Annotated in this window: 25 protein-coding genes; 18 read left to right on the top strand and 7 right to left on the bottom strand. The window is 64.8% G+C overall.

What is annotated here, in order from left to right; all coding sequences use genetic code 11:
- The 14 genes from AC5Y49_RS05950 to AC5Y49_RS05885 are packed head-to-tail and all read left to right on the top strand — an operon-like array spanning position 1 to position 15930.
- Complete coding sequence (locus AC5Y49_RS05950) at positions 1–555, top strand: NuoB/complex I 20 kDa subunit family protein (protein WP_499884864.1); 555 nt, start codon at positions 1–3, stop codon at positions 553–555.
- Positions 552–1247, top strand: coding sequence for an NADH-quinone oxidoreductase subunit C (locus AC5Y49_RS05945; protein WP_499884863.1), 696 nt, complete (start codon positions 552–554; stop codon positions 1245–1247). The genes AC5Y49_RS05950 and AC5Y49_RS05945 overlap by 4 nt, the downstream gene beginning before the upstream one ends.
- Positions 1247–2587, top strand: coding sequence for an NADH dehydrogenase (quinone) subunit D (gene nuoD / locus AC5Y49_RS05940; protein ID WP_499884862.1), 1341 nt, complete (start codon positions 1247–1249; stop codon positions 2585–2587). The genes AC5Y49_RS05945 and nuoD overlap by 1 nt, the downstream gene beginning before the upstream one ends.
- A gap of 32 nt (positions 2588–2619) precedes the next feature.
- Positions 2620–3402, top strand: coding sequence for an NADH-quinone oxidoreductase subunit NuoE (gene nuoE / locus AC5Y49_RS05935; protein WP_499886268.1), 783 nt, complete (start codon positions 2620–2622; stop codon positions 3400–3402).
- Positions 3399–4733: an NADH-quinone oxidoreductase subunit NuoF gene (gene nuoF / locus AC5Y49_RS05930; RefSeq protein ID WP_499884861.1), complete on the top strand. Its 1335-nt coding sequence runs from the start codon at positions 3399–3401 to the stop codon at positions 4731–4733. Before nuoE ends, nuoF begins: the two co-directional genes overlap by 4 nt.
- Positions 4730–7138, top strand: a complete 2409-nt coding sequence (locus AC5Y49_RS05925) for an NADH-quinone oxidoreductase subunit G (RefSeq protein WP_499884860.1) — start codon at positions 4730–4732, stop codon at positions 7136–7138. Before nuoF ends, AC5Y49_RS05925 begins: the two co-directional genes overlap by 4 nt.
- Positions 7135–8388: an NADH-quinone oxidoreductase subunit NuoH gene (gene nuoH, locus AC5Y49_RS05920; RefSeq protein WP_499884859.1), complete on the top strand. Its 1254-nt coding sequence runs from the start codon at positions 7135–7137 to the stop codon at positions 8386–8388. The genes AC5Y49_RS05925 and nuoH overlap by 4 nt, the downstream gene beginning before the upstream one ends.
- Positions 8381–8947, top strand: a complete 567-nt coding sequence (gene nuoI, locus AC5Y49_RS05915) for an NADH-quinone oxidoreductase subunit NuoI (RefSeq protein WP_499884858.1) — start codon at positions 8381–8383, stop codon at positions 8945–8947. The genes nuoH and nuoI overlap by 8 nt, the downstream gene beginning before the upstream one ends.
- Positions 8947–9759: an NADH-quinone oxidoreductase subunit J gene (locus tag AC5Y49_RS05910; protein WP_499884857.1), complete on the top strand. Its 813-nt coding sequence runs from the start codon at positions 8947–8949 to the stop codon at positions 9757–9759. Before nuoI ends, AC5Y49_RS05910 begins: the two co-directional genes overlap by 1 nt.
- Positions 9756–10055, top strand: a complete 300-nt coding sequence (gene nuoK / locus AC5Y49_RS05905) for an NADH-quinone oxidoreductase subunit NuoK (RefSeq protein WP_499884856.1) — start codon at positions 9756–9758, stop codon at positions 10053–10055. Before AC5Y49_RS05910 ends, nuoK begins: the two co-directional genes overlap by 4 nt.
- A 10-nt stretch (positions 10056–10065) precedes the next feature.
- Positions 10066–11988, top strand: coding sequence for an NADH-quinone oxidoreductase subunit L (gene nuoL, locus AC5Y49_RS05900; protein ID WP_499884855.1), 1923 nt, complete (start codon positions 10066–10068; stop codon positions 11986–11988).
- Positions 11985–13532, top strand: coding sequence for an NADH-quinone oxidoreductase subunit M (locus AC5Y49_RS05895; protein WP_499884854.1), 1548 nt, complete (start codon positions 11985–11987; stop codon positions 13530–13532). Before nuoL ends, AC5Y49_RS05895 begins: the two co-directional genes overlap by 4 nt.
- Positions 13529–15154 (top strand): NADH-quinone oxidoreductase subunit NuoN, encoded by a 1626-nt coding sequence (nuoN, locus tag AC5Y49_RS05890; protein ID WP_499884853.1) that lies wholly within the window; start codon positions 13529–13531, stop codon positions 15152–15154. Before AC5Y49_RS05895 ends, nuoN begins: the two co-directional genes overlap by 4 nt.
- Before the next feature lie 2 nt (positions 15155–15156).
- Complete coding sequence (locus AC5Y49_RS05885) at positions 15157–15930, top strand: enoyl-CoA hydratase (RefSeq protein WP_499886266.1); 774 nt, start codon at positions 15157–15159, stop codon at positions 15928–15930.
- 50 nt (positions 15931–15980) lie between these two features.
- On the opposite strand, the gene AC5Y49_RS05880 is transcribed toward AC5Y49_RS05885, so the two are convergent.
- From AC5Y49_RS05880 to AC5Y49_RS05855, 6 genes are all read right to left on the bottom strand, one after another.
- Positions 15981–16472 (bottom strand): hypothetical protein, encoded by a 492-nt coding sequence (locus AC5Y49_RS05880; protein ID WP_499884852.1) that lies wholly within the window; start codon positions 16470–16472, stop codon positions 15981–15983.
- Entirely contained in the window at positions 16469–17722 is a 1254-nt protein-coding gene (locus AC5Y49_RS05875) for a DUF58 domain-containing protein (RefSeq protein WP_499884851.1), read from the bottom strand. The genes AC5Y49_RS05880 and AC5Y49_RS05875 overlap by 4 nt, the downstream gene beginning before the upstream one ends.
- Positions 17719–18699 (bottom strand): AAA family ATPase, encoded by a 981-nt coding sequence (locus AC5Y49_RS05870; protein ID WP_499884850.1) that lies wholly within the window; start codon positions 18697–18699, stop codon positions 17719–17721. The genes AC5Y49_RS05875 and AC5Y49_RS05870 overlap by 4 nt, the downstream gene beginning before the upstream one ends.
- On the bottom strand, positions 18696–19178 hold the full coding sequence (locus tag AC5Y49_RS05865) for a hypothetical protein (RefSeq protein ID WP_499884849.1): 483 nt from the start codon (positions 19176–19178) through the stop codon (positions 18696–18698). Before AC5Y49_RS05865 ends, AC5Y49_RS05870 begins: the two co-directional genes overlap by 4 nt.
- Positions 19175–20119 (bottom strand): DUF4129 domain-containing protein, encoded by a 945-nt coding sequence (locus tag AC5Y49_RS05860; protein ID WP_499884848.1) that lies wholly within the window; start codon positions 20117–20119, stop codon positions 19175–19177. Before AC5Y49_RS05860 ends, AC5Y49_RS05865 begins: the two co-directional genes overlap by 4 nt.
- A gap of 71 nt (positions 20120–20190) precedes the next feature.
- Entirely contained in the window at positions 20191–20790 is a 600-nt protein-coding gene (locus tag AC5Y49_RS05855; protein WP_499884847.1) for a TetR/AcrR family transcriptional regulator, read from the bottom strand.
- Positions 20791–20870: 80 nt separating this feature from the next.
- Between AC5Y49_RS05855 and AC5Y49_RS05850 the strand changes: the two genes are divergently transcribed.
- From AC5Y49_RS05850 to AC5Y49_RS05835, 4 genes are read left to right on the top strand one after another with little or no spacing between them, the layout of a single operon-like run.
- The gene (locus AC5Y49_RS05850) at positions 20871–22292 is read left to right on the top strand and encodes an ABC1 kinase family protein (RefSeq protein WP_499884846.1); all 1422 of its coding nucleotides are present in this window, start codon (positions 20871–20873) and stop codon (positions 22290–22292) included.
- Positions 22279–23694, top strand: a complete 1416-nt coding sequence (locus AC5Y49_RS05845) for an ABC1 kinase family protein (protein WP_499884845.1) — start codon at positions 22279–22281, stop codon at positions 23692–23694. The genes AC5Y49_RS05850 and AC5Y49_RS05845 overlap by 14 nt, the downstream gene beginning before the upstream one ends.
- Positions 23691–24872, top strand: coding sequence for a cytochrome P450 (locus tag AC5Y49_RS05840; protein WP_499884844.1), 1182 nt, complete (start codon positions 23691–23693; stop codon positions 24870–24872). Before AC5Y49_RS05845 ends, AC5Y49_RS05840 begins: the two co-directional genes overlap by 4 nt.
- Entirely contained in the window at positions 24869–25309 is a 441-nt protein-coding gene (locus AC5Y49_RS05835; RefSeq protein ID WP_499884843.1) for an SRPBCC family protein, read from the top strand. Before AC5Y49_RS05840 ends, AC5Y49_RS05835 begins: the two co-directional genes overlap by 4 nt.
- A gap of 3 nt (positions 25310–25312) precedes the next feature.
- Here the strand turns inward: AC5Y49_RS05835 and AC5Y49_RS05830 are convergent, their stop codons facing one another.
- Positions 25313–25765, bottom strand: a complete 453-nt coding sequence (locus tag AC5Y49_RS05830) for an SRPBCC family protein (RefSeq protein WP_499884842.1) — start codon at positions 25763–25765, stop codon at positions 25313–25315.
- Positions 25766–25770 lie beyond the last annotated feature (5 nt).

The following is a 25770-nucleotide window of genomic DNA, read 5'->3' as shown; positions in this document are numbered from 1 at the left end:
GTGGGCCTGGAAGAGCAAGTGCCCAGCGGTTTTCTGCTGTCGACGGTTGAGTCTCTGGCCGGATATTTCCGTAAGGGCTCGTTGTGGCCGGCGACCTTCGGTTTGGCGTGTTGCGCGATCGAGATGATGTCGTCGATGGCCCCGGATTACGACATCTCCCGGTTCGGGATGGAGGTGTTCCGGGCGTCGCCGCGGCAGGCGGACCTGATGATTGTGGCCGGCCGGGTCAGCCAGAAGATGGCGCCGGTTCTCCGTCAGATCTACGACCAGATGGTCGAGCCGAAATGGGTGCTGTCCATGGGCGTATGCGCATCGTCGGGGGGGATGTTCAACAACTACGCCATCGTGCAGGGGGTGGATCACGTCGTCCCGGTCGATATCTACCTCCCGGGCTGTCCGCCTCGGCCGGAGATGTTGATCTACGCAATGCTCAAGCTGCACGAGAAGATTCAGGCGATGCCAATGGGCGTCAACCGTGAGCAAGCGATCGCCGCGGCCGAAGAGGCCGCACTGTCGGCTCCGTCGACTTGGGAGATGAAGGGGTTATTGCGGTGAACGAGCCGGGCAACAACCACGACGCCGAAGCTGGAGAGGTGATCGAGGTTCGCCGCGGCATGTTCGGTGCGCGCGGCACCGGCGACACCTCCGGGTACGGGCGGTTGGTACGCGAGGTTGCGTTGCCGGGCCGCAGCCAACGACCTTACGGCGGATATTTCGACGAGGTCGTCGACACCTTGACCGAGGCTCTGGAGCGCGACGGCATCGAGGCCGCCGACGCCGTCGAGAACATCGTGGTGTTTCGCGGCGAACTGACGCTCTACGTCCGTCGGGAGTTGCTGCCAGCCGTCGCCCAGTTGCTGCGCGACGAGCCGGACCTGCGCTTCGAACTGAGCTTGGGCGTGAGTGGAGTGCACTACCCGGACGACGCCGACCGCGAGTTGCATGCCGTATACCCGCTGAAGTCGATCACCCACAACCGGCGTGTCCGACTGGAAGTGGTTGTGCCCGATGCAGATCCCCATATCCCGTCGCTGTTCGGCGTGTATCCGACCACCGACTGGCATGAGCGTGAGACCTACGACTTCTTCGGAATCATCTTCGATGGCCACCCGTCGCTGACCCGTATTGAGATGCCCGACGACTGGCAGGGCCATCCGCAGCGCAAGGACTATCCCCTGGGTGGTATCCCAGTCGAATACAAGGGTGCAACGATCCCGCCGCCCAACCAGCGGAGGGCATACACCTGATGAGCAAGCCCACCACCCCGTCCCGCGGCACGGACGGTACTGCCGAGACGGTCCTGAGCGTCGGCGGGCAGGACTGGGAGCAGATCGTCGAGGCAGCCAAAGCTGCGGATCCGGGCGAACGCATCGTCGTCAACATGGGGCCTCAACACCCGTCGACGCACGGCGTGTTGCGTTTGATCCTCGAGCTCGAGGGCGAAACGGTCACCGAAACTCGCTGCGGGATCGGCTATCTGCACACTGGTATCGAGAAGAACCTCGAATTCCGTTACTGGACCCAGGGTCCGACCTTCGTGACCCGGATGGATTATCTGTCGCCGTTTTTCAATGAGGTGGCCTTCTGCCTGGGTGTGGAGAAGCTGCTCGATATCACCGAAGCGATCCCGGAGCGCGTCAACGTGATTCGGGTGCTGATGATGGAATTGAACCGGATCTCGTCGCATCTGGTCGCGTTAGCCACCGGCGGCATGGAACTGGGCGCGCTGACCGTGATGCTATTCGGGTTCCGCGAACGCGAACTGGTGCTCGACATCTTCGAGACGATCACCGGTTTGCGGATGAACCACCAATACATCCGGCCTGGCGGGGTGTCGCAGGACCTGCCGGACGAAGTGTTCCCTCAAATCCGCGACTTCCTCGAGCTGATGCCGAAACGGCTCAAAGACATCGAAGACCTACTCACCGAGAACTACATCTGGAAGGCCCGCACCAAGGGCGTGGGCTATCTCGACCTGGCCGGGTGCATGGCGCTGGGTATTACCGGCCCGGTCCTGCGTTCCACCGGACTGCCTTATGACTTGCGCCGCGTGGAGCCGTACTGCGGCTACGAGAATTATGAATTCGACGTGATCACCGACGACGGCTGTGATGCGTACGGCCGCTACCTGATTCGCATCAACGAGATGAAGGAATCACTGAAGATCGTAGAACAGTGCATGGATAAACTTGGCAAGCTGGGGCGTGGCCCAGTCATGATCGAAGACCGCAAGATCGCCTGGCCGGCCGACCTGAAGCTGGGCCCGGACGGGCTCGGCAACTCCCCCGAACACATCGCGTGGATCATGGGCCACTCGATGGAAGGTCTGATCCACCATTTCAAGCGGGTAACCGAAGACATCTGGGTGCCGCCCGGGCAGGTCTTCGTCTCACTGGAGTCGCCGCGCGGTGAGTTGGGGGTGCACATGGTCAGCGACGGCGGCACTCGACCGTATCGCGTGCATTATCGGGATCCGTCGTTCACCAATCTGCAGGCTGTCGCTGCGATGTGCGAGGGCGGATTGGTCGCCGACGTGATCGCCTCGGTCGCCAGCATCGACCCGGTCATGGGCGGAGTCGACCGGTGACGGCGCCTAACAAGACCGGGCGGGGGAAGCTGATGCCGCCGACCGCGGGCACCGACGGTGAGCGCGTTTTCATCCAGCTCGGCCGCCCGCCGGAGGAGCCGGGCCAGTTCGAGAGCGACCCCGACGCCCCGCGGTCGTATCCGGACGAGGTGCGGGCCCGACTGGAAGCCGAAGCAAAGGAGATCATCGCCCGCTATCCGCAACCCCGATCGGCGATCCTGCCGCTGCTGCACCTGGTGCAGGCCGAAGACTCCTACCTCACCCCGGCCGGCCTGTCGTTCTGCGCAGATCAGCTTGGGCTGACCGGTGCCGATGTCGCCGCGGTAGCGTCGTTTTACACGATGTACCGGCGCGACCCCACCGGCCAGTATCTGGTGGGGGTCTGTACCAACACGCTGTGTGCGGTGATGGGTGGCGACGCCGTCTTCGATGCGCTCAAAGACCATCTGGGCATCGACAACGACGAGACCACGTCGGACGGTTCAATCACCCTGCAACACGTCGAATGCAACGCCGCCTGCGACTACGCACCGGTGGTGATGGTCAACTGGGAGTTCTTCGACAACCAGACACCGGAATCGGCACGTGCGCTGGTCGATGCGCTGCGCTCCGGTGAAACTCCCAGGCCCACGCGCGGATTGCCGGTGTGCAGCTTCCGGGAGACCGAGCGCATCCTGGCGGGTTTCCCCGACGAGCGCCCCGACGACGGCCAGGGCGGCCCCGGGGCGCCCACGTTGGCCGGGCTGCGGGTCGCCCGGGAAAACGGGATGCAGGCCCCCGAGCCGGATAATTCACCCGACGGAGGCGGTCAATGACGACCACCCAGCTCACCCCAGTGTTGAGCCGCTACTGGGACGAACCCGAGTCGTGGACGATCGAGACCTACCGCCGCCACGGCGGCTATCTCGGGCTGAAAAAGGCCCTCGCCATGGAGCCCGACGCCGTGATCAAAGAGGTCAAGGACTCTGGGCTCCGCGGGCGCGGCGGCGCGGGATTCTCGACCGGAAGCAAGTGGTCGTTCGTCCCGCAGGGGGACGAGGGCGCCGCCGCCAAGCCGCACTATCTGCTCGTCAACGCCGACGAGTCCGAACCCGGAACGTGCAAGGACATGCCGCTGATGCTGGCGACGCCGCATGTCCTCATCGAGGGCGTCATCATCTGCTGCTATGCGATCCGCGCCCGTCACGCGTTCATCTATGTGCGCGGTGAGGTGCTGCCGGTGCTGCGGCGGATGCAGGCGGCGGTGGCCGAGGCCTACGCCGCCGGGTTCCTGGGACGCGACATCGGAGGTTCCGGCTATGACCTCGACGTCACGGTGCACGCCGGCGCGGGCGCCTATATCTGCGGCGAGGAGACTGCGCTGATCGACTCCCTGGAGGGTTATCGCGGCCAGCCACGGCTGCGGCCACCTTTCCCGGCGGTGGCCGGGCTGTACGGCAGTCCGACCGTCGTCAACAACGTCGAAACCATCGCCAGCCTGCCGCCGATCCTGCTCAACGGCGTCGACTGGTTCCGCTCGATGGGCACTGAGAAATCCCCTGGCTTTACGCTGTATTCGCTGTCCGGACACGTCAACCGCCCCGGCCAATACGAGGCGCCGCTGGGCGTCACACTGCGGGAGTTGCTCGAGTACGCCGGCGGGGTGCGCACCGGGCACCGGCTGAAATTCTGGACGCCCGGCGGGTCGTCGACACCGATCCTGACCGACGAGCACCTCGACATCCCGCTGGACTACGAGGGTATGGCGTCGGCCGGATCGATGCTGGGCACCAAAGCCCTGCAGATTTTCGACGAGACCACCTGTGTCGTGCGGGCAGCCCAGCGCTGGTCGGAGTTCTACAAACACGAATCCTGCGGCAAGTGCACGCCGTGCCGCGAGGGCACCTACTGGCTGGTGCCGATCTACGAGCGGCTGGAAACCGGCCGTGGCACACCCGAAGACCTGGACACCTTGCTCGACATCGCCGACGTGTTATTCGGAAAGTCGTTCTGCGCCTTGGGAGATGGCGCAGCAATGCCAGTGCAGTCGTCCATCCAATACTTCCGTGACGAGTACATCGCACACGTCGAGCAGGGCGGCTGCCCATTTGATCCGAACGCGAGCATTTTCGTGCCGCAGCGGGAACCCGAGGGAGGAACAGCGTGACGTCGGCGGCCAACACTTCGGCCGGCGCTGATGAGCCGCGGCCCGAGATGGTGACCTTCACCATCGATGACCAGAAGTTGACAGTCCCCAAGGGCACGTTGATCATTCGGGCAGCAGAGCAGATCGGCATCGAGATCCCACGTTTCTGCGACCACCCGCTGCTCGATCCGGTGGCGTGGTGCCGGCAATGCCTTGTCGAGGTCGAGGGCCAGCGCAAGCCGCAACCATCGTGTGCGGTGGCAGCGACCGACGACATGGTGGTGCGCACTCAACACACCTCGGAAGTTGCCGACAAGGCCCAACACATGGTCATGGAGCTGCTGCTGATCAACCATCCGCTGGATTGCCCGGTGTGCGACAAGGGCGGCGAATGCCCACTCCAGAACCAGGCCATGACCAACGGACGCCCCGAGACTCGCTTCGAGGAAGTCAAACGGGTGTATCCCAAGCCGATCAACATTTCATCGCAGGTGTTGCTGGACCGCGACCGCTGCATCCTGTGTGCGCGCTGCACCCGGTTCTCTAACGAGATCGCCGGTGACGTCTTCATCGAGATGCTTGAACGCGGTGCGCTGCAACAGGTCGGCATCTACACCGACCAACCGTTCGATTCCTACTTTTCCGGCAACACCGTGCAGATCTGCCCGGTGGGCGCGCTGACCGGAGCCTCCTACCGGTTCCGGGCCCGACCGTTCGACCTGGTGTCCAGCCCCAGCGTGTGCGAACACTGCGCGTCGGGGTGCGCGCAGCGCACCGACCACCGCCGCGGCAAGGTGATGCGCCGGATGGCCGGCGACGACGCGCACGTCAACGAGGAGTGGAACTGCGACAAGGGCCGGTGGGCGTTCACCTACGCCAGGCAACGCGACCGGATCACCACTCCGCTGGTCCGCGATGCCGACGGCACACTGGTCCCCACCGCATGGCCGAATGCGCTGGTGCTGGCGGCGCGTGGACTGGCCGCCGCTCAGGGGCGCACCGGCGTCCTGGTCGGCGGCCGAGTGACGACCGAAGACGCCTACGCCTACGCCAAATTCACTCGAATCGCATTGGGCGGCAATGACATCGACTTTCGTGCGCGCCCGCATTCGGCCGAAGAGGCGGCCTTCCTGTCGGCTCGGGTCGCCGGACAGCCAATCGATGTCAGCTACACCGACTTGGAAGCCGCACCGGTCGTCCTGCTGGTCGGGTTCGAACCCGAGGAGGAGTCGCCGATCGTCTTCCTGCGGTTGCGCAAGGCAGTCAACAAACACCACACCCGGGTCTACGCGGTGGCGCCGTTCGCCGACCGCGCCGTGGCGAAGATGTTGGGAACCCTGATACCCGCCGTGCCGGGTGCCGAGGCGCAAGTGCTGGACGGACTGCACGACGGAGAGATCGGCGACCTGCTGCGGCAACGCGGCGCGGTGATCATGGTCGGAGAGCGGATGGCGATGTCACCGGGCGCCCTGTCGGCCGCGGTTCGGTTGGCCGACGCCACCGGGGCCCGGCTGGCCTGGGTGCCCCGCCGCGCGGGCGAGCGCGGCGCACTGGATGCCGGTGCGCTGGGCGGGCTGTTGCCCGGTGGCCGTCCAGTGGAGGACGAGGACGCCCGGTCACAACTCTGCGAACACTGGCACGTCGACAACCTGCCATCGACTCCGGGCCGAGACACCGATGCGATCCTGGCCGCTGCCGCCGACGGGACGTTAGGCGCACTGCTGGTCGGCGGAGTCGAACCGGGCGACCTCATCGATCCCGGCGCCGCACTGGCCGCTCTGGATGCGGTGGATTTCCTGGTCAGCCTGGAGTTGCGGCACAGCGAGGTCACCGAGCGTGCCGACGTGGTGTTGCCGGTCGCACCCGCGGCGGAGAAGTCAGGCACATTCGTGAACTGGGAGGGCCGGCACCGCCGCTTCGGCGTCGCGCTGCGTGATAGCAATGCGCTGGCCGACGGGCGGGTGCTCGACTCGATCGCAGACGAAATGGGTGTCGCGCTGGGGCTACCCACCGTCGATGCGGCACGCGACGAACTACAGCGGCTCGGCGCCTGGGCTGGGGAGCGGATCGCCCGTCCCGATGTTCCGCCGGGCCAGCCCCCCGGCCCGGGTCGCGGCGAAGCGGTGCTGGCCAGCTGGCGAATGCTGCTGGACGCCGGCCGGATGCAGGACGGCGAACCGAACCTCGCCGGCACCGCACGCAAGCCGGTGGTGCGCCTGTCGGCCGACACGGCGGCCGAGATTGGCGCGGCCGCCGGCGATCTGGTCAGCGTTACCACCTCGCGCGGGTCGATCAGCCTGCCGCTGGACATCACCGACCTGCCGCCGCGCGTGGTGTGGCTGCCGATGAACTCGGCCGGGTCGGCGCTGCACCCCCAGCTGGGTGTCACCGCCGGCGCCCTGGTGCGGATTGGAACGAGCGCATGAACGGCTTCGGCCACGACCCGTTATGGCTGATCATCGCCAAGGCAATCGCCGTTTTCGGGTTCTTGGTGCTGACCGTGCTCCTGGCGATCGTCATCGAACGAAAAGTTTTGGGCCGCATGCAGATGCGGCCCGGCCCCAACCGGGTCGGCCCCAAGGGATGGCTGCAGAGTCTGGCCGACGGAATCAAGCTGGCCCTCAAGGAGGACATCACTCCCACCGACGTCGATCGAGTGGTCTACCTGCTGGCTCCAGTTATCTCGGTGGTGCCGGCAATGACCGCGTTCGTCGTGATGCCGTTCGGCCCCGAGGTCAGCGTGTTGGGCCATCGCACCCCGTTGCAGACGGCGGATCTCCCCGTCGCGGTGCTGTTCATCCTGGCGATGTCGTCGATCGGGGTGTACGGAATCATCTTGGCCGGCTGGTCATCCGGCTCCACCTACCCGCTGCTGGGCGGGATACGGTCGACCGCCCAGGTGATCTCCTACGAGGTGGCGATGGGGTTGTCATTCGCTTCGGTGTTCCTTTACGCCGGGACAATGTCGACGTCGGGCATCATTGCCGCCCAAGATCGGGTTTGGTTCGCGTTTCTGTTGCTGCCGTCGCTCCTGGTCTACGTCACCTCGATGGTCGGTGAAACCAACCGGGCGCCATTCGATCTGCCCGAAGCCGAGGGCGAGCTGGTCGGGGGCTTTCACACCGAATACTCGTCGCTGAAGTTCGCGTTGTTCTTCCTGGGCGAGTACGTCAACATGACCACGGTCTCTGCGCTGGCCGTCACGCTGTTCTTCGGAGGCTGGCACGCGCCATTCCCATTCAACATGTGGGACGGCGCCAACCAGGGCTGGTGGCCGGTGCTCTGGTTCACCATCAAGGTGTGGGGCTTTTTGTTCATCTTCATCTGGTTGCGCGCCACCCTGCCGCGGTTGCGTTACGACCAGTTCATGGCGCTGGGCTGGAAGATGCTCATTCCGGTGGCGCTGCTCTGGGTGATGGCCGCCGCGGTGATGCGCAGCATCCGCAACGACGGCTACCCGCACTGGCAAATCGTCTTGGCCATTATCAGTACGGTCACCACGCTGGCGCTATTGGTGTTTCTGCATAGGCGGTTCAGCGCGGTGAATATTCGCGCATCGGAGACGGTGCCGGTAAGTACGGCCGTCCCGAGCGAAGGATTCCCGACCCCACCCCTGCCGTTACGCACGCGCGAGCCGGCGTCAACCGGGGTCAGCAAGGAGGATGCCGGTGGCTAGCTTCAAAGACGCCCTCGCCGGATTCGGCGTCACACTCTCCACGATGTTCAAACGGCCGATCAACGACGGCTATCCGGAGAAGAAGAAACGGGTGCCACACTGGCACGGTCGCCATCAACTCAACAGATGGCCAGACGGCCTGGAGAAGTGCATCGGCTGCGAGTTGTGCGCCTGGGCCTGCCCGGCCGACGCGATCTATGTGGAAGCCGCCGACAACACCGACGAGGAACGGTTCTCTCCCGGGGAGCGCTACGGCCGCGTCTATCAGATCAACTACCTGCGCTGCATCGGCTGCGGATATTGCGTCGAGGCCTGTCCGACACGGGCTTTGACCATGACCAACCAGTATGAAATGGCCGACGACAACCGCGCCGATCTGATCTATGACCGGGACATGCTGCTGGTACCGCTGGAACCCGACATGACCGCACCGCCGCACCCGATGCCGGACGGTGCCACCCAGGCCGACTACTACCTCGGAAACGTCACCGCGGACGGCCTGCGCGACAATCCGGATCTCTTTGCCCTGCTCGACAGGGCGAGGCAAGGTAAAGCCTGATGAGCTCGTTGACCACCGAACTGCTGGCCGCCGACACCCTCGTCCGCACCTCCACCGGTGAGGCGGCGACATTCTGGTTCCTGGGAGCGCTCGCGGTGATCGGCGCGCTGGGGGTGGTGATTGCCGCCAAAGCCGTGTACTCCGCGATGTTCCTGGCGATGACAATGCTCATCTTGGCGGTGTTCTACTTCGTGCAAGACGCAATGTTTCTCGGTGTGGTGCAGATCGTCGTCTACACCGGCGCGGTGATGATGCTGTTCCTGTTCGTGATGATGCTGATCGGCGTCGATTCCGCGGAGTCGCTGGTGGAAACGCTTCGCGGACAGCGAATCGCCTCAGTCGTGGCCGGGGTTGGATTCGGAATCTTGCTGATCGCCGGGATCGGGTCAACCACAATGGCTTTCGCCGGGTTGTCGGCCCGCGACAAGACTCACAACGTCGAAGGGTTGGCCGCGCTGATCTTCTCGCGCTACCTGTGGGCGTTCGAGTTGACCAGCGCGCTGCTGATCACCGCGGTGATCGCCGCGATGGTCTTGGCGCACCGGGAACGGTTGCAGCCCCGGATGACTCAGCGGGAATTGTCTATTCGGCGTTTCCAGCACGGTCACTATCCCACACCGTTGCCGACTCCCGGGGTGTACGCCCGCCACAACGCAGTCGACGTGGCCGCGCTACTGCCTGACGGCTCCTTCTCGAAGCTCTCGGTGTCGCCGGTGTTGCAGCACCGCAAGGTCGACACGTCGGGCGACGCCACCGGCCCCCGGTCGCCCGGCAGTTCACCTGACAGCTCAGAGCGGAACGGTAGGTCATGAACCCGCAGAACTACCTCTATCTGTCGGCGCTGCTGTTCACCATCGGCGCGGCCGGTGTGCTGTTGCGACGCAACGCGATCGTGATGTTCATGTGCATCGAGCTGATGCTTAATGCCGTCAACCTGGCGTTCGTCACCTTCGCGCGCATGCATGGGCATCTCGACGGCCAGATGGTCGCGTTCTTCACAATGGTCGTCGCCGCATGCGAAGTGGTGGTCGGCCTGGCCATCATCATGACGATCTTCCGTGCCCGCAAGTCGGCCTCGGTCGACGACGTCAACCTACTCAAAGGCTGAAAGCACAGCAATGACACATCTGAGCTGGTTGCTGGTGGCACTGCCGTCGGCGGGCGCGTTGATCCTGCTGGTCGGCGGCCGGCGTACCGACCGATGGGGACACCTGCTGGGCTGCGCCACCGTCCTGACGTCGTTCGTGATGGGTCTGGTGCTGCTGACCGACATGCTCGGTCGGTCCGGGCCCGAGCGGACCATCCATCCGAACCTGTTCAGCTGGGTGCCGGTCGCCGGCCTGCAAGTCGACTTCGGGCTGCAGATCGACCAACTCTCAATCTGTTTCGTGCTGTTGATCAGCGGCGTTGGTTCGCTGATCCACATCTACTCGATCGGCTACATGGCCGAAGACCTCGACCGCAGACGGTTTTTCGCGTACATGAACCTGTTTGTCGCCGCGATGCTGTTGCTGGTGGTCGCGGACAACTACCTGGGCCTCTACGTCGGCTGGGAGGGCGTCGGGCTGGCGTCCTACCTGCTGATCGGCTTCTGGTACCAAAAGCCGTCGGCGGCCACAGCGGGCAAGAAAGCGTTCGTGAGCAATCGCGTCGGTGACTTCGGCCTGTCGCTGGCCATGTTCGCTATGTTCGCCAGCTTCGGCACCCTGCAATTCGACGGCGTGTTCGCCGCGGCGGATACCGCCGGGCGCGGCATGCTGACCGCGATCGGATTGCTGCTGCTGCTGGGGGCATGCGCGAAGTCGGCCCAGGTGCCGCTGCAGGCGTGGTTGTTCGACGCCATGGAGGGCCCCACCCCGGTGTCCGCGTTGATCCACGCCGCCACCATGGTGACCGCCGGTGTTTATCTGATCGTGCGGTCCGGCCCGCTCTACGACCTTTCCCCCGACGCCCGGCTCGCAGTGGTGGTGGTCGGCGCGGCGACCCTGCTGTTCGGGGCGATTATCGGCTGTGCCAAGGACGACATCAAGCGCGCGCTGGCCGCGTCGACGATCAGCCAGATCGGATATATGGTGCTGGCCGCCGGCCTGGGCGCAGCCGGCTACGCGTTCGCGATCCTGCACCTGCTCACCCACGGCTTCTTCAAGGCCGGGTTGTTCCTCGGATCCGGCGCGGTGATGCACGGAATGAACGACGAGCAGGACATGCGCCGCTATGGCGCCCTGCGCGCGTTCCTGCCGGTCACGTTCGCTACGTTCGGGTTCTGCTATCTGGCGATCATCGGGATACCGCCGTTCGCCGGCTTCTACTCCAAAGACGCGATCATCGAGGCCGCGCTGGGCACCGGCGGAGTACAGGGCGGGATCCTTGCGGCCGCGGCGGTGCTGGGCGCCGGCATCACCGCGTTCTACATGACCCGGGTAATGGTGCTGACCTTCCACGGCGAAAAGCGTTGGGCCACGGAGCAGAGCGAGGTGACCGCGGAACGCGCACTCCAGCATCCGCACGAAGCGCCTCGGGTGATGACATGGCCGATGATCGTGCTCGCGGTCGGCGCAGTGTTCTCCGGCGGTCTGCTGGCGATCGGCGGCACCCTGCAGCACTGGCTCGCGCCGGTCGTCGAACCGATCGCCGGTAACCATGAAGCCGCACATGCCATCCCGGCATGGGTCAGCGCCGTGGTGACTCTGGCCGTGGTGCTGGTGGGCGTCTTCGTGGCTTACCGGATGTACGCAACCCGACCGGTGCCCGAAATCGCACCCACCGATGTGTCCGCGCTCACGGTCGCCGCGCGCAACGACCTGTACGGCGACGCCTTCAACGAGGAGGTGTTCATGCGGCCCGGTGGGCAACTCGCGCACGCGCTGGTCGAGACCGACGACAGAGGCGTCGACGGAACGGTCGCCACGCTGGCGACCGGGGTGAGCCGAATGTCGGATCGGCTACGCGGTGTGCAGACCGGCTTCGCCCGAAGCTACGCGCTGACGATGCTCGCGGGCGCGGTTCTGGTCGTCGCAGTGATCCTGGCGGTGCAGCTGTGAACACCTTTCCCTGGCTGAGCGTGCTGTGGCTGGTGCCGATCGCCGGTGCGGTACTGGTGATCCTGCTGCCGGCCGCATCGCCGCGGCTGGCCAAGTGGGCGGGCCTGGTCGTCAGCCTGCTGGTGCTTGCGCTGGCGATCGTGGTCACCGCGGGTTTCGAGACCGGTGGCGAAACCTATCAATTCGTCGAGTCCCATTCCTGGATCCCGGCATTCGGCGCCGGCTACACCCTGGGCGTCGACGGTATCGCCATAGTGCTGGTGCTGCTCACCGCGGTGCTGGTGCCGCTGCTGATTTTGGCCGGCTGGAACGACGGCGGCGAACGCACCCGCGGCGTGCACGCCTATGTGGCGCTGACGCTGACCGTCGAGTCGATGGTGCTGATTTCGCTGATCTCACTGGACGTGTTGCTGTTCTATGTGTTCTTCGAGGCGATGCTCGTCCCGATGTATTTTTTGATCGGTGGCTTCGGCAACGGCGAAAACCGCTCCCGTGCGGCATTGAAATTCCTGCTGTACAACCTGTTCGGCGGCCTGATCATGTTGGCTGCGGTGATCGGGGTGTACGTAGTGACCGCGCAGCACGGTACGGGCACGTTCGATTTCCGGGAAGTCGTGCACATATTCTCGCCGGGTTCGACGAACGTCGATCCATTGGTACTCAAAGCGCTGTTCGGCGGCTTCATGTTCGCCTTCGCGATCAAGGCACCGCTGTGGCCGTTTCACCGGTGGCTGCCCGACGCTGCAGTAGAGGCCACGCCGGCGAGCGCGGTGCTGATGATGGCGGTGATGGACAAGGTCGGTACCTTCGGGATGCTGCGCTACTGCCTGCAGTTGTTCCCCGACGCCTCAACATATTTCCGGCCGTTGATCGTAGTACTGGCAGTCATCGGTGTGGTCTACGGCGCGATGGTGGCGATCGGCCAGTCCGACATCATGCGGCTGATCGCCTACACGTCGATCTCGCACTTCGGGTTCATCATCCTGGGTATCTTCGTGATGACCAGCCAGGGCCAGAGCGGATCGACGCTCTACATGGTCAACCACGGGCTGTCCACCGCAGCGGTATTCCTGATCGCGGGGTTCCTGATCTCTCGGCGCGGCACCCGGTCGATCAGCGCCTTCGGAGGTGTGCAGAAGGTGGCCCCGGTGCTGGCCGGGACCTTCCTGGTCGCCGCGATGGCCACCCTGTCGCTACCCGGACTGGCACCGTTCATCAGCGAATTCCTGGTCCTGCTGGGCACATTCAACAGATACTGGCTGGCGGCGGTGTTCGGCACCACCGCGCTGGTGCTCTCGTCGATCTACATGTTGTGGCTCTACCAGCGCGTGATGACCGGGCCGGTCACACAGGGCAACGAACGGATTCGTGACCTGGTGCCCCGCGAGGTCGTGGTCGTCGCCCCGCTCATTGCGCTGTTGTTGTTCCTCGGGTTCTACCCCAAACCGGTGCTGGACATCATCAACCCGGCGGTCGGGCACACGATGACCACGATCGGACAGTACGATCCCGCGCCGCATAATGCGGAAGGACCGGCACGATGAACACGCCCAGCGTCGAATACTCCCTGTTGTTACCGATGTTGATCGTCTTCGGCGTTGGGGTGACCGGCGTTCTGGTAGAGGCGTTCCTGCCGCGGCGATTCCGCTACGGCGCGCAGATGACGCTGGCCCTCGGCGGATTGGTCGCCGCGTTCGTCGCGATCATCGTGGTCGCCGCCAACAGCCCGGTGGCGGGTCGAAGCGCCCTGGTGGGGGCGGTCGGCGTCGACCGCCCGGCGTTGGTCTTGCAGGGCACAGTGGTCCTGGTCGCGATCATGGCGGTCATCTTCATCGGCGAACGTGCTCTAGTACTCAATGCCGCAGGACCCGGTGCCGCCGCCGTAGTTACCGGCGACGTCGCCGACAGCGCTACGGGTGCACGGGTCGCCGAACATGCCACCGGGCTGGATTCCTTTACGCCGCAAGCATCCGCGATCCCCGGCAGCAAGGGCGAACAGGATGCGGTACGGCTCGGGGTTACCCAGACCGAGGTCTTCCCGCTGACCATGCTGAGCGTCGGCGGAATGATGGTCTTCCCCGCCGCCAACGACCTGCTGACAATGTTCATCGCGCTGGAAGTCCTGTCGCTGCCGCTGTACCTGCTGTGCGGGCTGGCCAGGCACCGTCGGCTGCTGTCTCAAGAGGCGGCGATGAAGTATTTCTTGCTCGGAGCGTTCTCGTCGGCATTCTTCCTCTACGGCGCGGCATTGCTCTACGGCGCGACCGGCACACTGGCCATACCCGGCATCCGGGATGAATTGGCCGCGCGCGGTATTGATTCGTTGACGTTGATCGGCGTCGCCTTGTTGGCGGTCGGACTGCTGTTCAAGGTCGGTGCCGTTCCGTTCCACTCCTGGATCCCGGACGTCTACGTCGGAGCTCCGACGCCGATCACCGGATTCATGGCCGCGGCAACCAAAGTCGCCGCGTTCGGCGCACTGTTACGCGTGGTCTATGTCGCGCTGCCGCCAGTGCATATGGAGTGGCGGCCGGTGTTATGGACGATCTCGATTCTGACCATGGTGGTGGGGACCATCACTGCGGTGAACCAGACCGATGTCAAGCGCATGCTGGCGTATTCGTCGGTCGCCCATGTCGGCTTCGTGCTTACCGGGGTGATCGCCGACATCCCGGCCGGTGTCTCGTCGACGATCTTCTACCTGATCGCCTACAGCTTCTCGACGGTCGGCGCATTCGCCATCCTGGGCCTGGTCCGCAGCACCGACGGCCGCGAGGACGCCGACATGTCGCGATGGGCGGGGCTGGGAAGGCGTTCCCCCATTGTCGGTGTGATGTTTTCGATGTTCTTGCTGGCATTCGCGGGCATTCCGTTGACCAGCGGCTTCGTCAGCAAGTTCGCCGTGTTCAAGGCCGCCGCCGAGGGCGGTGCGGTACCGCTGGTAGTCATCGGCGTGATCGCCAGCGGTGTCGCAGCGTACTTTTACGTGCGGGTGATCCTGTTGATGTTCTTCACCGAGCCATCCCCTGACACACCGCATGTCGTGGTGCCGGGCGTGTTGAGCAAGGCCGCCATCGCGGTCTGCGCGGCGGTCACCGTCGTCCTGGGGATCATCCCTCAGCCGTTGTTCGACCTAGTGGATCAAGCGACCCAGTTCGTCAGATGACCATGACTACTCGGCAGGTGGTCCTCGTCGACGACGCCGGCCCGGTACGGGTGTTGACGCTGAACCGTCCCGAGGCGCGAAACGCGTTGAACAGCGGGTTGATTGAAGCGTTGTACAACGCTTTGTGCGAGGCCGATGCCGACGCGTCGGTGCGCGCGGTCGTCCTCACCGGTACCGATCCGGCGTTTTGCGCCGGTGTCGACTTGAAGCAGGCGCAGCGGGAGGGCTCGGCGTATTTCGAGCGGTACCAGTCACATAACTGCATCACCCGGGTGGCCCAGATGGCCACGCCGGTTGTCGGCGCGATCAACGGCCCAGTGTTCACCGGTGGACTGGAGATGGCGCTGGGCTGCGATTTCCTGATCGCCTCGGAGCGCGCGGTGTTCGCCGATACCCATGCACGGGTGGGTATTCTGCCGGGCGGCGGGATGACGGCGCGGCTGCCGCAGTTGGTCGGCGTGGCGATGGCGCATCGGCTGTCGATGACCGGCGAGGTCGTCGACGCCGGACGTGCCGAACAGATCGGGCTGGTGACCGAGGTCGTCTCGCATGCACGGTTGCTGTCTCGGGCGGTCGAGTTGGCCGGCCAGATCGCCGAGGTGCCTGCGCCGATCATGGCCGGGCTCAAGGAGATCTACCTTAGAGGATCGGCCGCAGTGACCGATGCCGCGCTGGCTGCCGAGCAAGCGATCTCCGGTGCACTGTCGGACACCACCGATCTCGGTGCCCGCTACGCCGAGATCAGCGAGCGCAACCGCCGGCAGATCCGTCGGTAGTCCCTCGGGGACTTATCCACAGTTGGGTTTCAACCACAGGCCGGCCGAAATCAACCATGCCCATCTTCCGGCGGAACTTCTGCGGGGCGACCCTGACCCACCGGCGCCGGATCAATGGTGAATGGCCGGATCGCTACCAGGTAGATCGCCAGGATGGCCAGCGGCGCCGCCAACGGCAGCCACGGCAGTTGCAAGGGAAACGCGGTCGCGACCAATCCGACCAACGTGAAACCAACGGCCCCAATCAGAGCCGACCCGCTGACGGTATCGAGCCCGGTGCCCGTACTGACGGCGTGTCGCAGCAGCAGATAGGCCGCTGCGGCCAGCCCGGACACCGCGGCCAGCGTGGGCCCAGGATTGGACAACATGATGGCTATCACGGTCAGCAGCACCGCCAGCGTGGCGGCCGGTCGAACCAGTGTTCCGGCAACCACTGCAACCAGAGCAAGGAGCGTGACGACGAATGTGCCGCCCTGCGAGCCTATCCCGACAGCTGCCACCATCAGCAGCCCGCAGGCGACCGACAATGCGCGCGCGATCATCGTCGCCCCGACACCGGGCGCCGATGGTCGGGAACCGCACGCATCGATTGGTCCAAGGTGTGATCGGCCTGCCACGCCACCACGTCGACACCGATGGTGGCCATGTCGCGATACATGGCCGACCGCTGCAAGGTCCACAATCGGCCAATCAGCGGATCCTGCCGATCCTCAAACGGCGAACCCTGCAGGACGTCGACGGCCACCACGACGTGACCACGCTTCCGCAAGTCGATCAACGCCAGCGCGAACTCGGTGTCCAGCAAGGTGGAGAATGCGACGACGATCGCGCCCGGTGGGACAGCGGCGCGGGGTGCGAGAGTGCCGGTGGTGGTTTCGAATTCATCGCCTTCGCCAAGCACCGTGTCGAGCACCCGATAGAATTGGCGCTGGCCGATGTCGGCGCCCAGCCACCGCGGCCGGCGCCCACCGAGCGCCACGATGCCGGTGCGATCGCCGTTGCGCAGCGCAGTCTGCACCACCTGAGCGGCGCCTCGCACAGTGCGCTCGGTAGCTTCTGTCGCCGGGCCCGGCGGCTGCTGATAAGTGTCGACGAGCACTACCACGTCGGCAGCCCGATCGGTCAGCCGTTCGGTCACATGCAGGCTGCCGCGTCGCGCGCTCACCGGCCAGTTCACCGTGCGCAACTGGTCACCGGGCACGTATGCGCGAATATCGGCGTATTCGACACCGCGGCCGATGTGCCGAGTGAGATGGGTGCCCAGGCGATCGAGCAGTTCGGTCTGCGGGAGTGCCGTGGGCTGCGGGGGCGTTATCGGAAACACGTTGACGTGGGCGGCATCTGCGGTGGCGGACCCGAACAGTAACCCGCCATGCGCGACGACGTCGACCGTGGCCCGGATCGGGTAGCGACCCCAGCGGTCGGCGGTAGCAGCGACGGTTTGTCGCTGAGCAGAGGGCCGGTCGAGCACCGCGAGTTGCATGCCGTCGACCGCCGACACCGTGAGACCTACTGCCACACCAGGGCTTTCGATGATCGCAGTCACGCTCAGTTGCGTCTGCTCGGACTCGAAGCAGCGTAGCGAGCCAGGTTCGGCGTGCACCCGAACCTTGGGCAGCTGCCGCTGCCAGCCGATCGAACACAACACGCCCAACAGCGGCGCGGCGAACGCCAGCAGCTGCCACTGCGACGCGACCAGCGCCGCCACCAAAGCCGCGCCCGCGCAGGTGGCCACCGCCCTCGTCAGCGCCGATGCGCGCCAACGTAAGGTGACCTCCCGGCTTTGGGTCACGTCGCTGCACCGCGCGCGCGCGGAACCGGCAAGCGGCGCAACAATTCTTCTACGACGTCTGACCCCTGGATCCGCCGCACCCACATCTCCGGGCGCAGCGTGATCCGGTGCGCCACAGCCGGGACGGCGAGTGCTTTGATGTCTTCGGGAATCACGTAATCCCGTCCGAGCAGCAAGGCGCGGGCACGTGCGAGCTGCACCAAGTCGAGTTCGGCGCGGGGGCTGGCACCGACCGCGACCTGCGGATGGTGGCGAGTCGCGGCGGCCAGCGAGACCACATAGTGCAGAACGTCTTCATGCACACTCACCTGCTCCACCGATTCCCGCATCGCCAGCAGATCGTGCGCGTCGACAACCTGGTTCACCGCCGGTTCGGCCGAGCCACGCTCCAGTCGCCGGCGCAGCATCGACGTCTCGTCGCGCTCGGAGAGGTAGCGCAGTTCGAGGCGAACCGCGAACCGGTCCAGCTGCGCCTCCGGCAACGGGTAGGTGCCCTCGTATTCGATCGGGTTGTCGGTGGCCAACACGATGAACGGTGTTGGGAGCCGGTGCGTTTGCCCGTCGATGCTGACCTGGTTTTCGGCCATCGCCTCCAACAACGCCGCCTGGGTCTTGGGCGGCGTCCGGTTGATCTCGTCGGCCAGCAGCAGATTGGTGAAAATCGGTCCGGAACGGAACTCGAAGCGCCCCGACTGCATGTCGTAGACGGTCGAGCCAAGTAAATCGGCCGGCAGCAGATCGGGCGTGAACTGGACGCGAGTGAAGCCAAGCCCCAGCGCCGCGGCGAACGATCGCGCGATCAGCGTCTTGCCCAGACCGGGGAGGTCCTCGATGAGCACATGACCGCGGGCCAGCACCGTAGTGAGGATCAGGGTCAGGGCGGAACGCTTCCCGACCACCACACGCTCGATTTCGTCGAGCACCGCCTCGCAGCGGGCAGTAGTCACCTCGGCGGGCCCCGCCGCGCCTCCAGTCATACCTGCTCCAACCGTTGCAGAATTTCCTCGAGCGCCGTCCGGCCGGGGCCCGGTTCTTTGCCGCCGGACTGCGCGACGTTGTTGGGATCCACCCATGCCCACAGCTGCGGGCCCAAAAGCATTCGCCCGGTTGTAGAAAACGCCGCCGGGTCTTTGGACTGCTTCTGCCCGGTAGCAATGGCGAACCGCCGGGCCAGTATCGGACGCAGATGCCGATCCCAGTCGGCCCGGTTGGATTCCGACCAGCGAATCAGTGTCTCGGTACGGGTCAGCCAACTACGCAACGACTCCCCCAACTCATTGCCGGTGGCGACGCGCGTCGGCTCGTCCTGATGACCGACGAACCGGCGAATATTGACCACCGCCAACGCCACCGCCAGTCCGGACGTCCACAGCACGAGTCGACGATCGGGCAACACCAACATCGCCGCCTCTACGGCGACAACAACGCACACACTCAAGATCGCCACGCGTTTCATACCAGGCTCCGCAATTCGGCGAGAACCAACTGCAGCACGTCTACCGCGGTCTGGCGATGGCTCTCGTTCATCACATGGGGACTGAACCGCGCCTCGGCGAACAGCTTGACCAGTTGGGCAGCGTTATCGGCATGCAACGCATGATGTTCGACGGCCCGGGCCAGCACTTCGGTTGGAGTGTCGAATTCCTGCGGCGCGGCGTCGGGCACCTTGGCCAGTTCGCGCTCCATCGCCGCGTAACACGCGATGATCGCTTCCCGCGCCTCGCGGCTCAGGTCGCCGACTTCCACAAGGCCGACTTCCGCTGCGCGGACAAGTGTTTCGGAGGCTGCGGTGGAAGCGGGCGACTCATCCGATTCGGCGGGGGCGATGCGCGGTTCGGTGCTGCGCCGGCGGCGGGCAGCGACGACCCCACCCGCGACGAGTAACACCAGAAACGCCACCGTGCTCGCGACGAGGTAACCCAGCACGTCGCGCTCAGTGTCCGGATTCCGCGGCTGCTCAGGTGGCGGCACAGTGTCACCGGTCGGCGGCTGGGTGTTCGGGGCGGTTCCGTCCGGGAATTGCCCAACTTCGTGTGGCACGAAAAACCGCGTCAGCAGCAACACCAGCAGCAGCCACCCGACGAGCACCGCGGCTCCGACCAGCAATACCCGCCAGCCTGGCCGTCCGACACCGCCGCCGAAACGTTCCGGCAGATTGCCGGCACTGGTAGCCGGTGTGCGCGGATCACGGAGTCGGGCGATGACGGCCGCGCCGACGATCACCAGCGAGATAGCCAGCAATGCCACCACATACACCAACGAGGCGGAGCTGCGCGGAGGTTCGTGCCGCGGCGCACGTTCGACGCCGGGCAGGTATCCGCGCAACGCCGCAGCCCCGACGATCAAGAGCACGATCACAGCGACGACGCGGCCTGTCGCCTTGTCGATCACGGGCATCGGCACACCACTCGACCCGGTTGCCTGCCGCGTTTGCGGCATGGGCTGATCTCATCCTGGCACGCCAGCCGCTACTGCCGCAGCGAATCGATCCGGCTGCCGAGCATCGCTGTCCACTCCGCAATGTATTGCTCGTCGGGCATGGCTGTTCTTCGCTTGTGAAACACAGTGCTCGTCGCCCGTTTGCCATGGAGCGCGTTGACCCCGACCGTGGCGATGGCCGCGGCATCCTGTTGGCTAATCGCTGGGATCCATCCGGTGACCCAATCAGCAAGTTCGGCATATAGCCCGTCGAACAATGCTGCATAGGCGTCCGTGAGTCGGGCCGACTGACCCGATGGGATGCGAGAGGCGATCTGGAGGAGTGGCGTTTCTTCGTCGAGCACGGCCAGCACGTATCGGCCCAGCATCGTAAGTTCGCTCCGCAAGTCGCCTAGGCCAGCGAAAAGTGCGCGCATATCGCGCATCGCACGGCGGCGGTCCAACTGCCGGTCAATGCCGGCGTCCAGGAGCGCCTCCTTCGATTTGAAGTGGTGGTAGAGGGCTCCCGAGCCCGGCGCCAGGCCGGCGGCGGCTTCGATCTGCGCGACGCTGGTGGCGTTATATCCCTGCTCGCCGAAGAGCCGCATTGCCTCGGTGACCAGCCGCTCTCGGGTCGGCATTGGTGGCATTGACCGCTCCCAAGTACTCACTTAGTATCGATAAGTGACTACTTTAGCGCCTGAGTTACATCGCCGCTAGGAGGTCGGCCATGGCGGATAGGGATGAGTCGGTCCCTCATGGGAGGATCCGCCGCACCATGCCGTTGGTGGGCTTCACTGCCCGTGCCGCCGGGGGGCGGATGGTGGCGGCGCTGCGGGAAAAATCCGGTGACGCTGATGCCGTACAGCGCTTCCATGAGCGGACTGCGGAGCGCTACACGGAGCTACTGGGCCACTCCAAGGGCGCGCTGATGAAGGCCGGCCAGATATTGTCGATGGTGGACGTCAGTTCTGTTGGGAGTGGCGGCTTTTCGCCATACCAGGCAGCGCTGGTCCGACTGCAGGCCAATGCACCGCCGATGGATCCGGCCCTGGCCCAAGAAGTGCTTCGCGCGGAACTCGGCCGTCCCGCCGAGGAGGTATTCGCCGACTTCAGCGACGAACCGATTGCAGCAGCCTCCATCGGACAGGTCCACAGTGCTGTGCTGCAGGACGGCCGCCGGGTGGCGGTCAAGATCCAATATCCAGGTGTGGCGCGAGCGATCCGCGAGGATCTGGCGAATACCGAATTGCTGGCGGCATTCTTTCGGCTCGCGACCTCGGCGGCGGGCGTCGCGATGCAGCTCAATCCACGACAGACGGCGCGGGAGATCGCCGCCCGCATAGCCGAGGAAATCGACTACCGCCACGAGGCCGCCAATATCACTGCTTTCAGCGAGCTCTACCGCGATCATCCGTTCATCCGGGTACCGGAAGTCGTCGGCGAGGCGTCCGGTGATCGGGTGCTGACCATGACCTATTTGGACGGAGTGGATTGGGCTGCAGCGCAACAGGCCGACCAGGAGCTGAAAAACGCATGGGCGGAGGTGATCTGGCGGTTCGGCGGAGGTGCCATCCGACATGGAAATCTGTTCAACGCCGACCCCCACCCCGGGAATTACCGCTTCGGCTTGGACGGCCGGGTCGGGTTCGTCGACTTCGGCTGTGTCAAGGTGCTGCCGGAGCGTGTGCGCCTGCAGTTCGTTCAGATGAGCCGCGCCACCATCGACGGACGTAAACGTGATTTGCACGATCTGATGGCCGAATTGGGCTACTTCGACGGAGGTTCCACCGTCTCTGTGGACGAGGCTTACCAGTGGCTGGCAGACCTCGCCTGGGAGGTCCTGGCACCCCAACCGGTCACTTATACCCAGGACACCGCACAACGCGCCATTCGCGGTCTTATCGATCTACGTCCATCCGATCACCCAGTACGTCGGATGTCGGCGCCTGACGACTTGGTCTTCTTCCCACGGGTCAACCTCATGTTGAACCCGCTCTTCGCGGCGCTGGGCGCCACCGTCCATACCCGGTCGATATCCGACGACATGGACGGCGTCGCCGGACCGACCACACCACTGGGCAAGCAGCATGACGCTTGGGTACGTGAGCGCGGCTTGCCATACGGATTGGAGCCCCATGACCACCCGTAACGACGACTCGGTCCCGCGCGGACGAGTCCGTCGGACCATGCCATTGGCGGGGTTCACCGCGCGGGCGGCCGGCGGACGGATGGTGGCCGCCCTACGGGAGAAGACCGGCGACGCTGATGCCGTACAGCGCTTCCATGAGCGGACTGCGGAGCGCTACACCGAGCTGCTCGGCCATTCGAAGGGCGTACTGATGAAGGCCGGGCAGATATTTTCCATGATAGACACGGATTCAGTTGGGAAAGGCGAACTTTCGCCTTACCAGGAAGCATTGACTCAGTTGCAGGCCGATGCGCCACCTATGGACCCGGCCCTGGCCAAAGAAGTGCTAGAGGCCGACCTCGGCCGCCCCGCCCAGGAAATGTTTGCCGAGTTCACCGAACAACCAATGGCGGCGGCCTCCATCGGACAGGTGCACCATGCCGTGCTGCATGACGGGCGCCAAGTAGCGGTAAAAATTCAGTATCCCGGCGCCGCGGAGGCGATTCAAAATGATCTGGCCAACACCGAACTGCTGGCAACGTTTTTCCGGTTGGCCGCCTCGGCGTCCGGGACCACGCTGCGGTCCGATTTGCGGCAAGCCACTCAGGAAATAGCCGCGCGTATCTCGGAAGAGCTCGACTACCCGCATGAGGCCACTAACGTCACCGCTTTCAGCAAGCTGTACCGTGACCACCCCTTCATCCGGGTACCGGAGGTCGTCGGCGAGGCGTCCGGTGATCGGGTGCTGACCATGACCTATCTCGACGGACTGGGCTGGGCCGCCGCGCAAGGGGCCGACCAGGAGCTGAAGAACACTTGGGCAGAGGTGATCTGGCGGTTCGCGGCGGGCTCTTATCGACACGCTAATCTGTTCAACGCCGATCCCCATCCGGGTAACTACTGCTTCGGCCTGGACGGTACGGTCGGTTTCGTCGACTTCGGCTGTGTCAAGGTCGTGGCCGAATATCAACGCCGCAGAATCGTCGAGTTGGATCGTGCGGCAATCGAAGGCCGGAAACACGATCTGCATGTCTTGATGATCGAATCGGGCTTCTTGGCAAACGATTCCAGTCTGACTGTCGAAGAGACATACCAGTGGTGGGCGGAGATCCTCTACGAGTTGCTCGCGCCCCAACCTGTGACCTACACAAAAGACACCTCGCGCCGTGCTATTCGTGGTCTGCTCGATGCCCGTTCGCCAGACCATCCGGTTCGCCGCATGTCGATCCCCGACGACTTCGTCTTCTTCTCCCGGCTCAACCTCAGCGTCAATGCGATATCCGCCGCACTCGGCGCCACTATCTACGCCCGGGCGATGGTGGACGACATGGACGGCGTCGCCGAACCGATCACGCCGCTGGGCAAGCAACACGATGCCTGGGTTCGCGAACGCGGTTTGCCATACGGATTGGAGGCCCGATGACCACCTCTGGCACCATTGCCCCGCGCCTCCCGTGGGATCCCGCAGACCCCTTCCCGTTTTATGAACAACGCCGCCGTGCCGGCGACGTGGTATGGGACGAAACCGCGCAAGCCTGGCTCGTTCTCGGCTACGACGCCGCACGAGAGGTGCTGGGCGGATCGGGATGGACCAGCAATCCGCTGGCAAACCCGAATGCCCGCGCGGCAATCGACTCCATGGGCACCGACATGGTCAACCGCTCGATGCTCTTCGCCGACGGCGCCAATCACGACCGCCTACGCGGGTCGGTGCGCGACGTGTTCACCCGCTCTTTCATCACCGGGCTGACCGCTGGAGTGGAGGCAATCGCATCGGCAGTAATCAACCACCCGCCCGCGGCCATGACTTTCGACTTCATGGCCGATATCGCCTTGCCACTGCCGATCGCTGTTGTTGGGGAGTGGCTTGGCCTGGAGCCCCAGAGTTCTCAACTGCTGCGCGAGCAATCGCCGGCGATCATCCGGATGCTGGGCACGCTCGCGGAGCCCGACGATATCGCCGCCGGCGCTGCGGCGTCCGCGGCATTGGTGACCGAGTTTCTTCCGCTTGCCGCCGATCATCGTTCGAACCCACGCGATGGTCTGCTCAGCTTCATCGCATCGGACCCGGACCTGCTGCTCGATGACGTCGTCATCACCGCGATCCTTATTGCCGTCGCGGGTCATGAAACAACAGCGAATCTCCTTGGTGCAGCGATGGTCCGGCTCCTCTCTACCGGGCCGAATGGCACCCGTATCGCCGATCGAGTCGAGGCCGCTGATGTGTCGCTGATCACTGAATTACTCCGGCTCGACGGCCCGGTGCAGGCCACCGCGCGCACCGCCACCGAGGATCAGCGGATCAGCGGCGTCGACATAGCGTGCGGCCAGCAAGCTGTGGTGGTCATCGCCGCCGCCAACCGTGATCCCGCTGTCTTCAACGAGCCCGACCATTTCCAGCCGAAACGCACCGGCCCCGCACCGCTGTCCTTCGGATACGGCGCGCATTACTGCCTCGGTGCGGCCTTGGCGCGGCTGGAAACCACCGTGGCGTTGCGCGAAATCTTCGCCCGCAAACCGGCGTTGGCAGGTCCGGTGGCCTGGCGCGACACCACCGCAATCCGCGGGCCGCTCAACGTTCCGATGATGTTCGAAAAATGAGCAAGCTCTATCACTACCGGATGTCGCGTCACGTGGCCGCCGATCCGGTCACCGTCTGGGACGTCGTGTCGGATCATGCCGGGATGGCTGAGTGGACACCCTTCCGCAGATCCGTCGTCGAAAAGCCAGGCGAGCCACACCCGAACGGAACGGGCGCTGTGCGGGCGCTCTACTTGGTAGGACCGCCGACCCGAGAACAGATCATCGAGTTTGAACCGCTGCAGCGGCTGCGCTACAAACTGCTGTCCGGTCTGCCGTTCCGTGATTACATCGGCGAAGTAACTGTCGAGGCCGAAGGTATGGGCACCCAGCTCACCACCGAAATCAGCTTCAGGACACGCATTCCCGGCACCCAAATCTTCGGGTCGATCGCCATTCGACTGGGCACGAACGGCGCGGCCCGGCTTGCGGAGAAGCGCGCGACGCACGGCAATTGATAGTTATTCCTTCTCGATGAGTTCGGCGAGCCGGTCCAGCGATGCTCGGAGCCGGTCGGCCGTCGTGCGTCGGGCGCGCGGCAGGCGGTGCTTGTCGGACAGTTTCGACCAGTCGTAGGTATGGGTGACCCGCGTGTGGGTTTCGTCGATGGGCTCGAGTTCCCAGCGCCATAGATGTCCGGGTGGCCGACGACCCGATTCGGAAGGCAGCCAGGCGATGCGACGGGCTTCCTCGAACTCCACAACGTGGTTTTCGCGGATGCTGCCCAGGGTGAGCATCATGACGAAGACATCTCCGACGCGTTGGACCCGCTGTCCTGGTTCAGCTTCAGCGAGGTTGTCGTTACCGTCCCAGCTCGGCTGTTGCGACGGGTCGGCGATCAGCTCGAATATGCGATCCGCTGCTGCCGCAATCTCGCGGCTCGCACTCACTACCCGGGGTGCGTCGCTGCCCATGTAAC

Source organism: Mycobacterium sp. NGS62 (assembly GCF_059812285.1).
The sequence above is the reverse complement of the archived record's forward strand: the minus strand, read 5'-3'. Positions and strand labels throughout refer to the sequence as shown.

Excerpts from the sequence above, each read along its gene's own strand:
- AC5Y49_RS05885 (WP_499886266.1), top strand. The coding sequence starts at position 15,157 with ATGACTACTCGGCAGGTGGTCCTCGTCGACGACGCCGGCCCGGTACGG.
- AC5Y49_RS05870 (WP_499884850.1), bottom strand. The coding sequence starts at position 18,699 with ATGACTGGAGGCGCGGCGGGGCCCGCCGAGGTGACTACTGCCCGCTGC.
- nuoL (WP_499884855.1), top strand. The coding sequence starts at position 10,066 with ATGACACATCTGAGCTGGTTGCTGGTGGCACTGCCGTCGGCGGGCGCG.
- AC5Y49_RS05910 (WP_499884857.1), top strand. The coding sequence starts at position 8,947 with ATGAGCTCGTTGACCACCGAACTGCTGGCCGCCGACACCCTCGTCCGC.
- AC5Y49_RS05835 (WP_499884843.1), top strand. The coding sequence starts at position 24,869 with ATGAGCAAGCTCTATCACTACCGGATGTCGCGTCACGTGGCCGCCGAT.
- AC5Y49_RS05840 (WP_499884844.1), top strand. The coding sequence starts at position 23,691 with ATGACCACCTCTGGCACCATTGCCCCGCGCCTCCCGTGGGATCCCGCA.
- AC5Y49_RS05845 (WP_499884845.1), top strand. The coding sequence starts at position 22,279 with ATGACCACCCGTAACGACGACTCGGTCCCGCGCGGACGAGTCCGTCGG.
- AC5Y49_RS05850 (WP_499884846.1), top strand. The coding sequence starts at position 20,871 with ATGGCGGATAGGGATGAGTCGGTCCCTCATGGGAGGATCCGCCGCACC.
- AC5Y49_RS05860 (WP_499884848.1), bottom strand. The coding sequence starts at position 20,119 with ATGCCCGTGATCGACAAGGCGACAGGCCGCGTCGTCGCTGTGATCGTG.
- AC5Y49_RS05880 (WP_499884852.1), bottom strand. The coding sequence starts at position 16,472 with ATGATCGCGCGCGCATTGTCGGTCGCCTGCGGGCTGCTGATGGTGGCA.
- nuoH (WP_499884859.1), top strand. The coding sequence starts at position 7,135 with ATGAACGGCTTCGGCCACGACCCGTTATGGCTGATCATCGCCAAGGCA.
- nuoE (WP_499886268.1), top strand. The coding sequence starts at position 2,620 with ATGCCGCCGACCGCGGGCACCGACGGTGAGCGCGTTTTCATCCAGCTC.
- AC5Y49_RS05855 (WP_499884847.1), bottom strand. The coding sequence starts at position 20,790 with ATGCCACCAATGCCGACCCGAGAGCGGCTGGTCACCGAGGCAATGCGG.
- nuoN (WP_499884853.1), top strand. The coding sequence starts at position 13,529 with ATGAACACGCCCAGCGTCGAATACTCCCTGTTGTTACCGATGTTGATC.
- AC5Y49_RS05830 (WP_499884842.1), bottom strand. The coding sequence starts at position 25,765 with ATGGGCAGCGACGCACCCCGGGTAGTGAGTGCGAGCCGCGAGATTGCG.
- AC5Y49_RS05865 (WP_499884849.1), bottom strand. The coding sequence starts at position 19,178 with ATGAAACGCGTGGCGATCTTGAGTGTGTGCGTTGTTGTCGCCGTAGAG.
- nuoD (WP_499884862.1), top strand. The coding sequence starts at position 1,247 with ATGAGCAAGCCCACCACCCCGTCCCGCGGCACGGACGGTACTGCCGAG.
- nuoK (WP_499884856.1), top strand. The coding sequence starts at position 9,756 with ATGAACCCGCAGAACTACCTCTATCTGTCGGCGCTGCTGTTCACCATC.
- nuoF (WP_499884861.1), top strand. The coding sequence starts at position 3,399 with ATGACGACCACCCAGCTCACCCCAGTGTTGAGCCGCTACTGGGACGAA.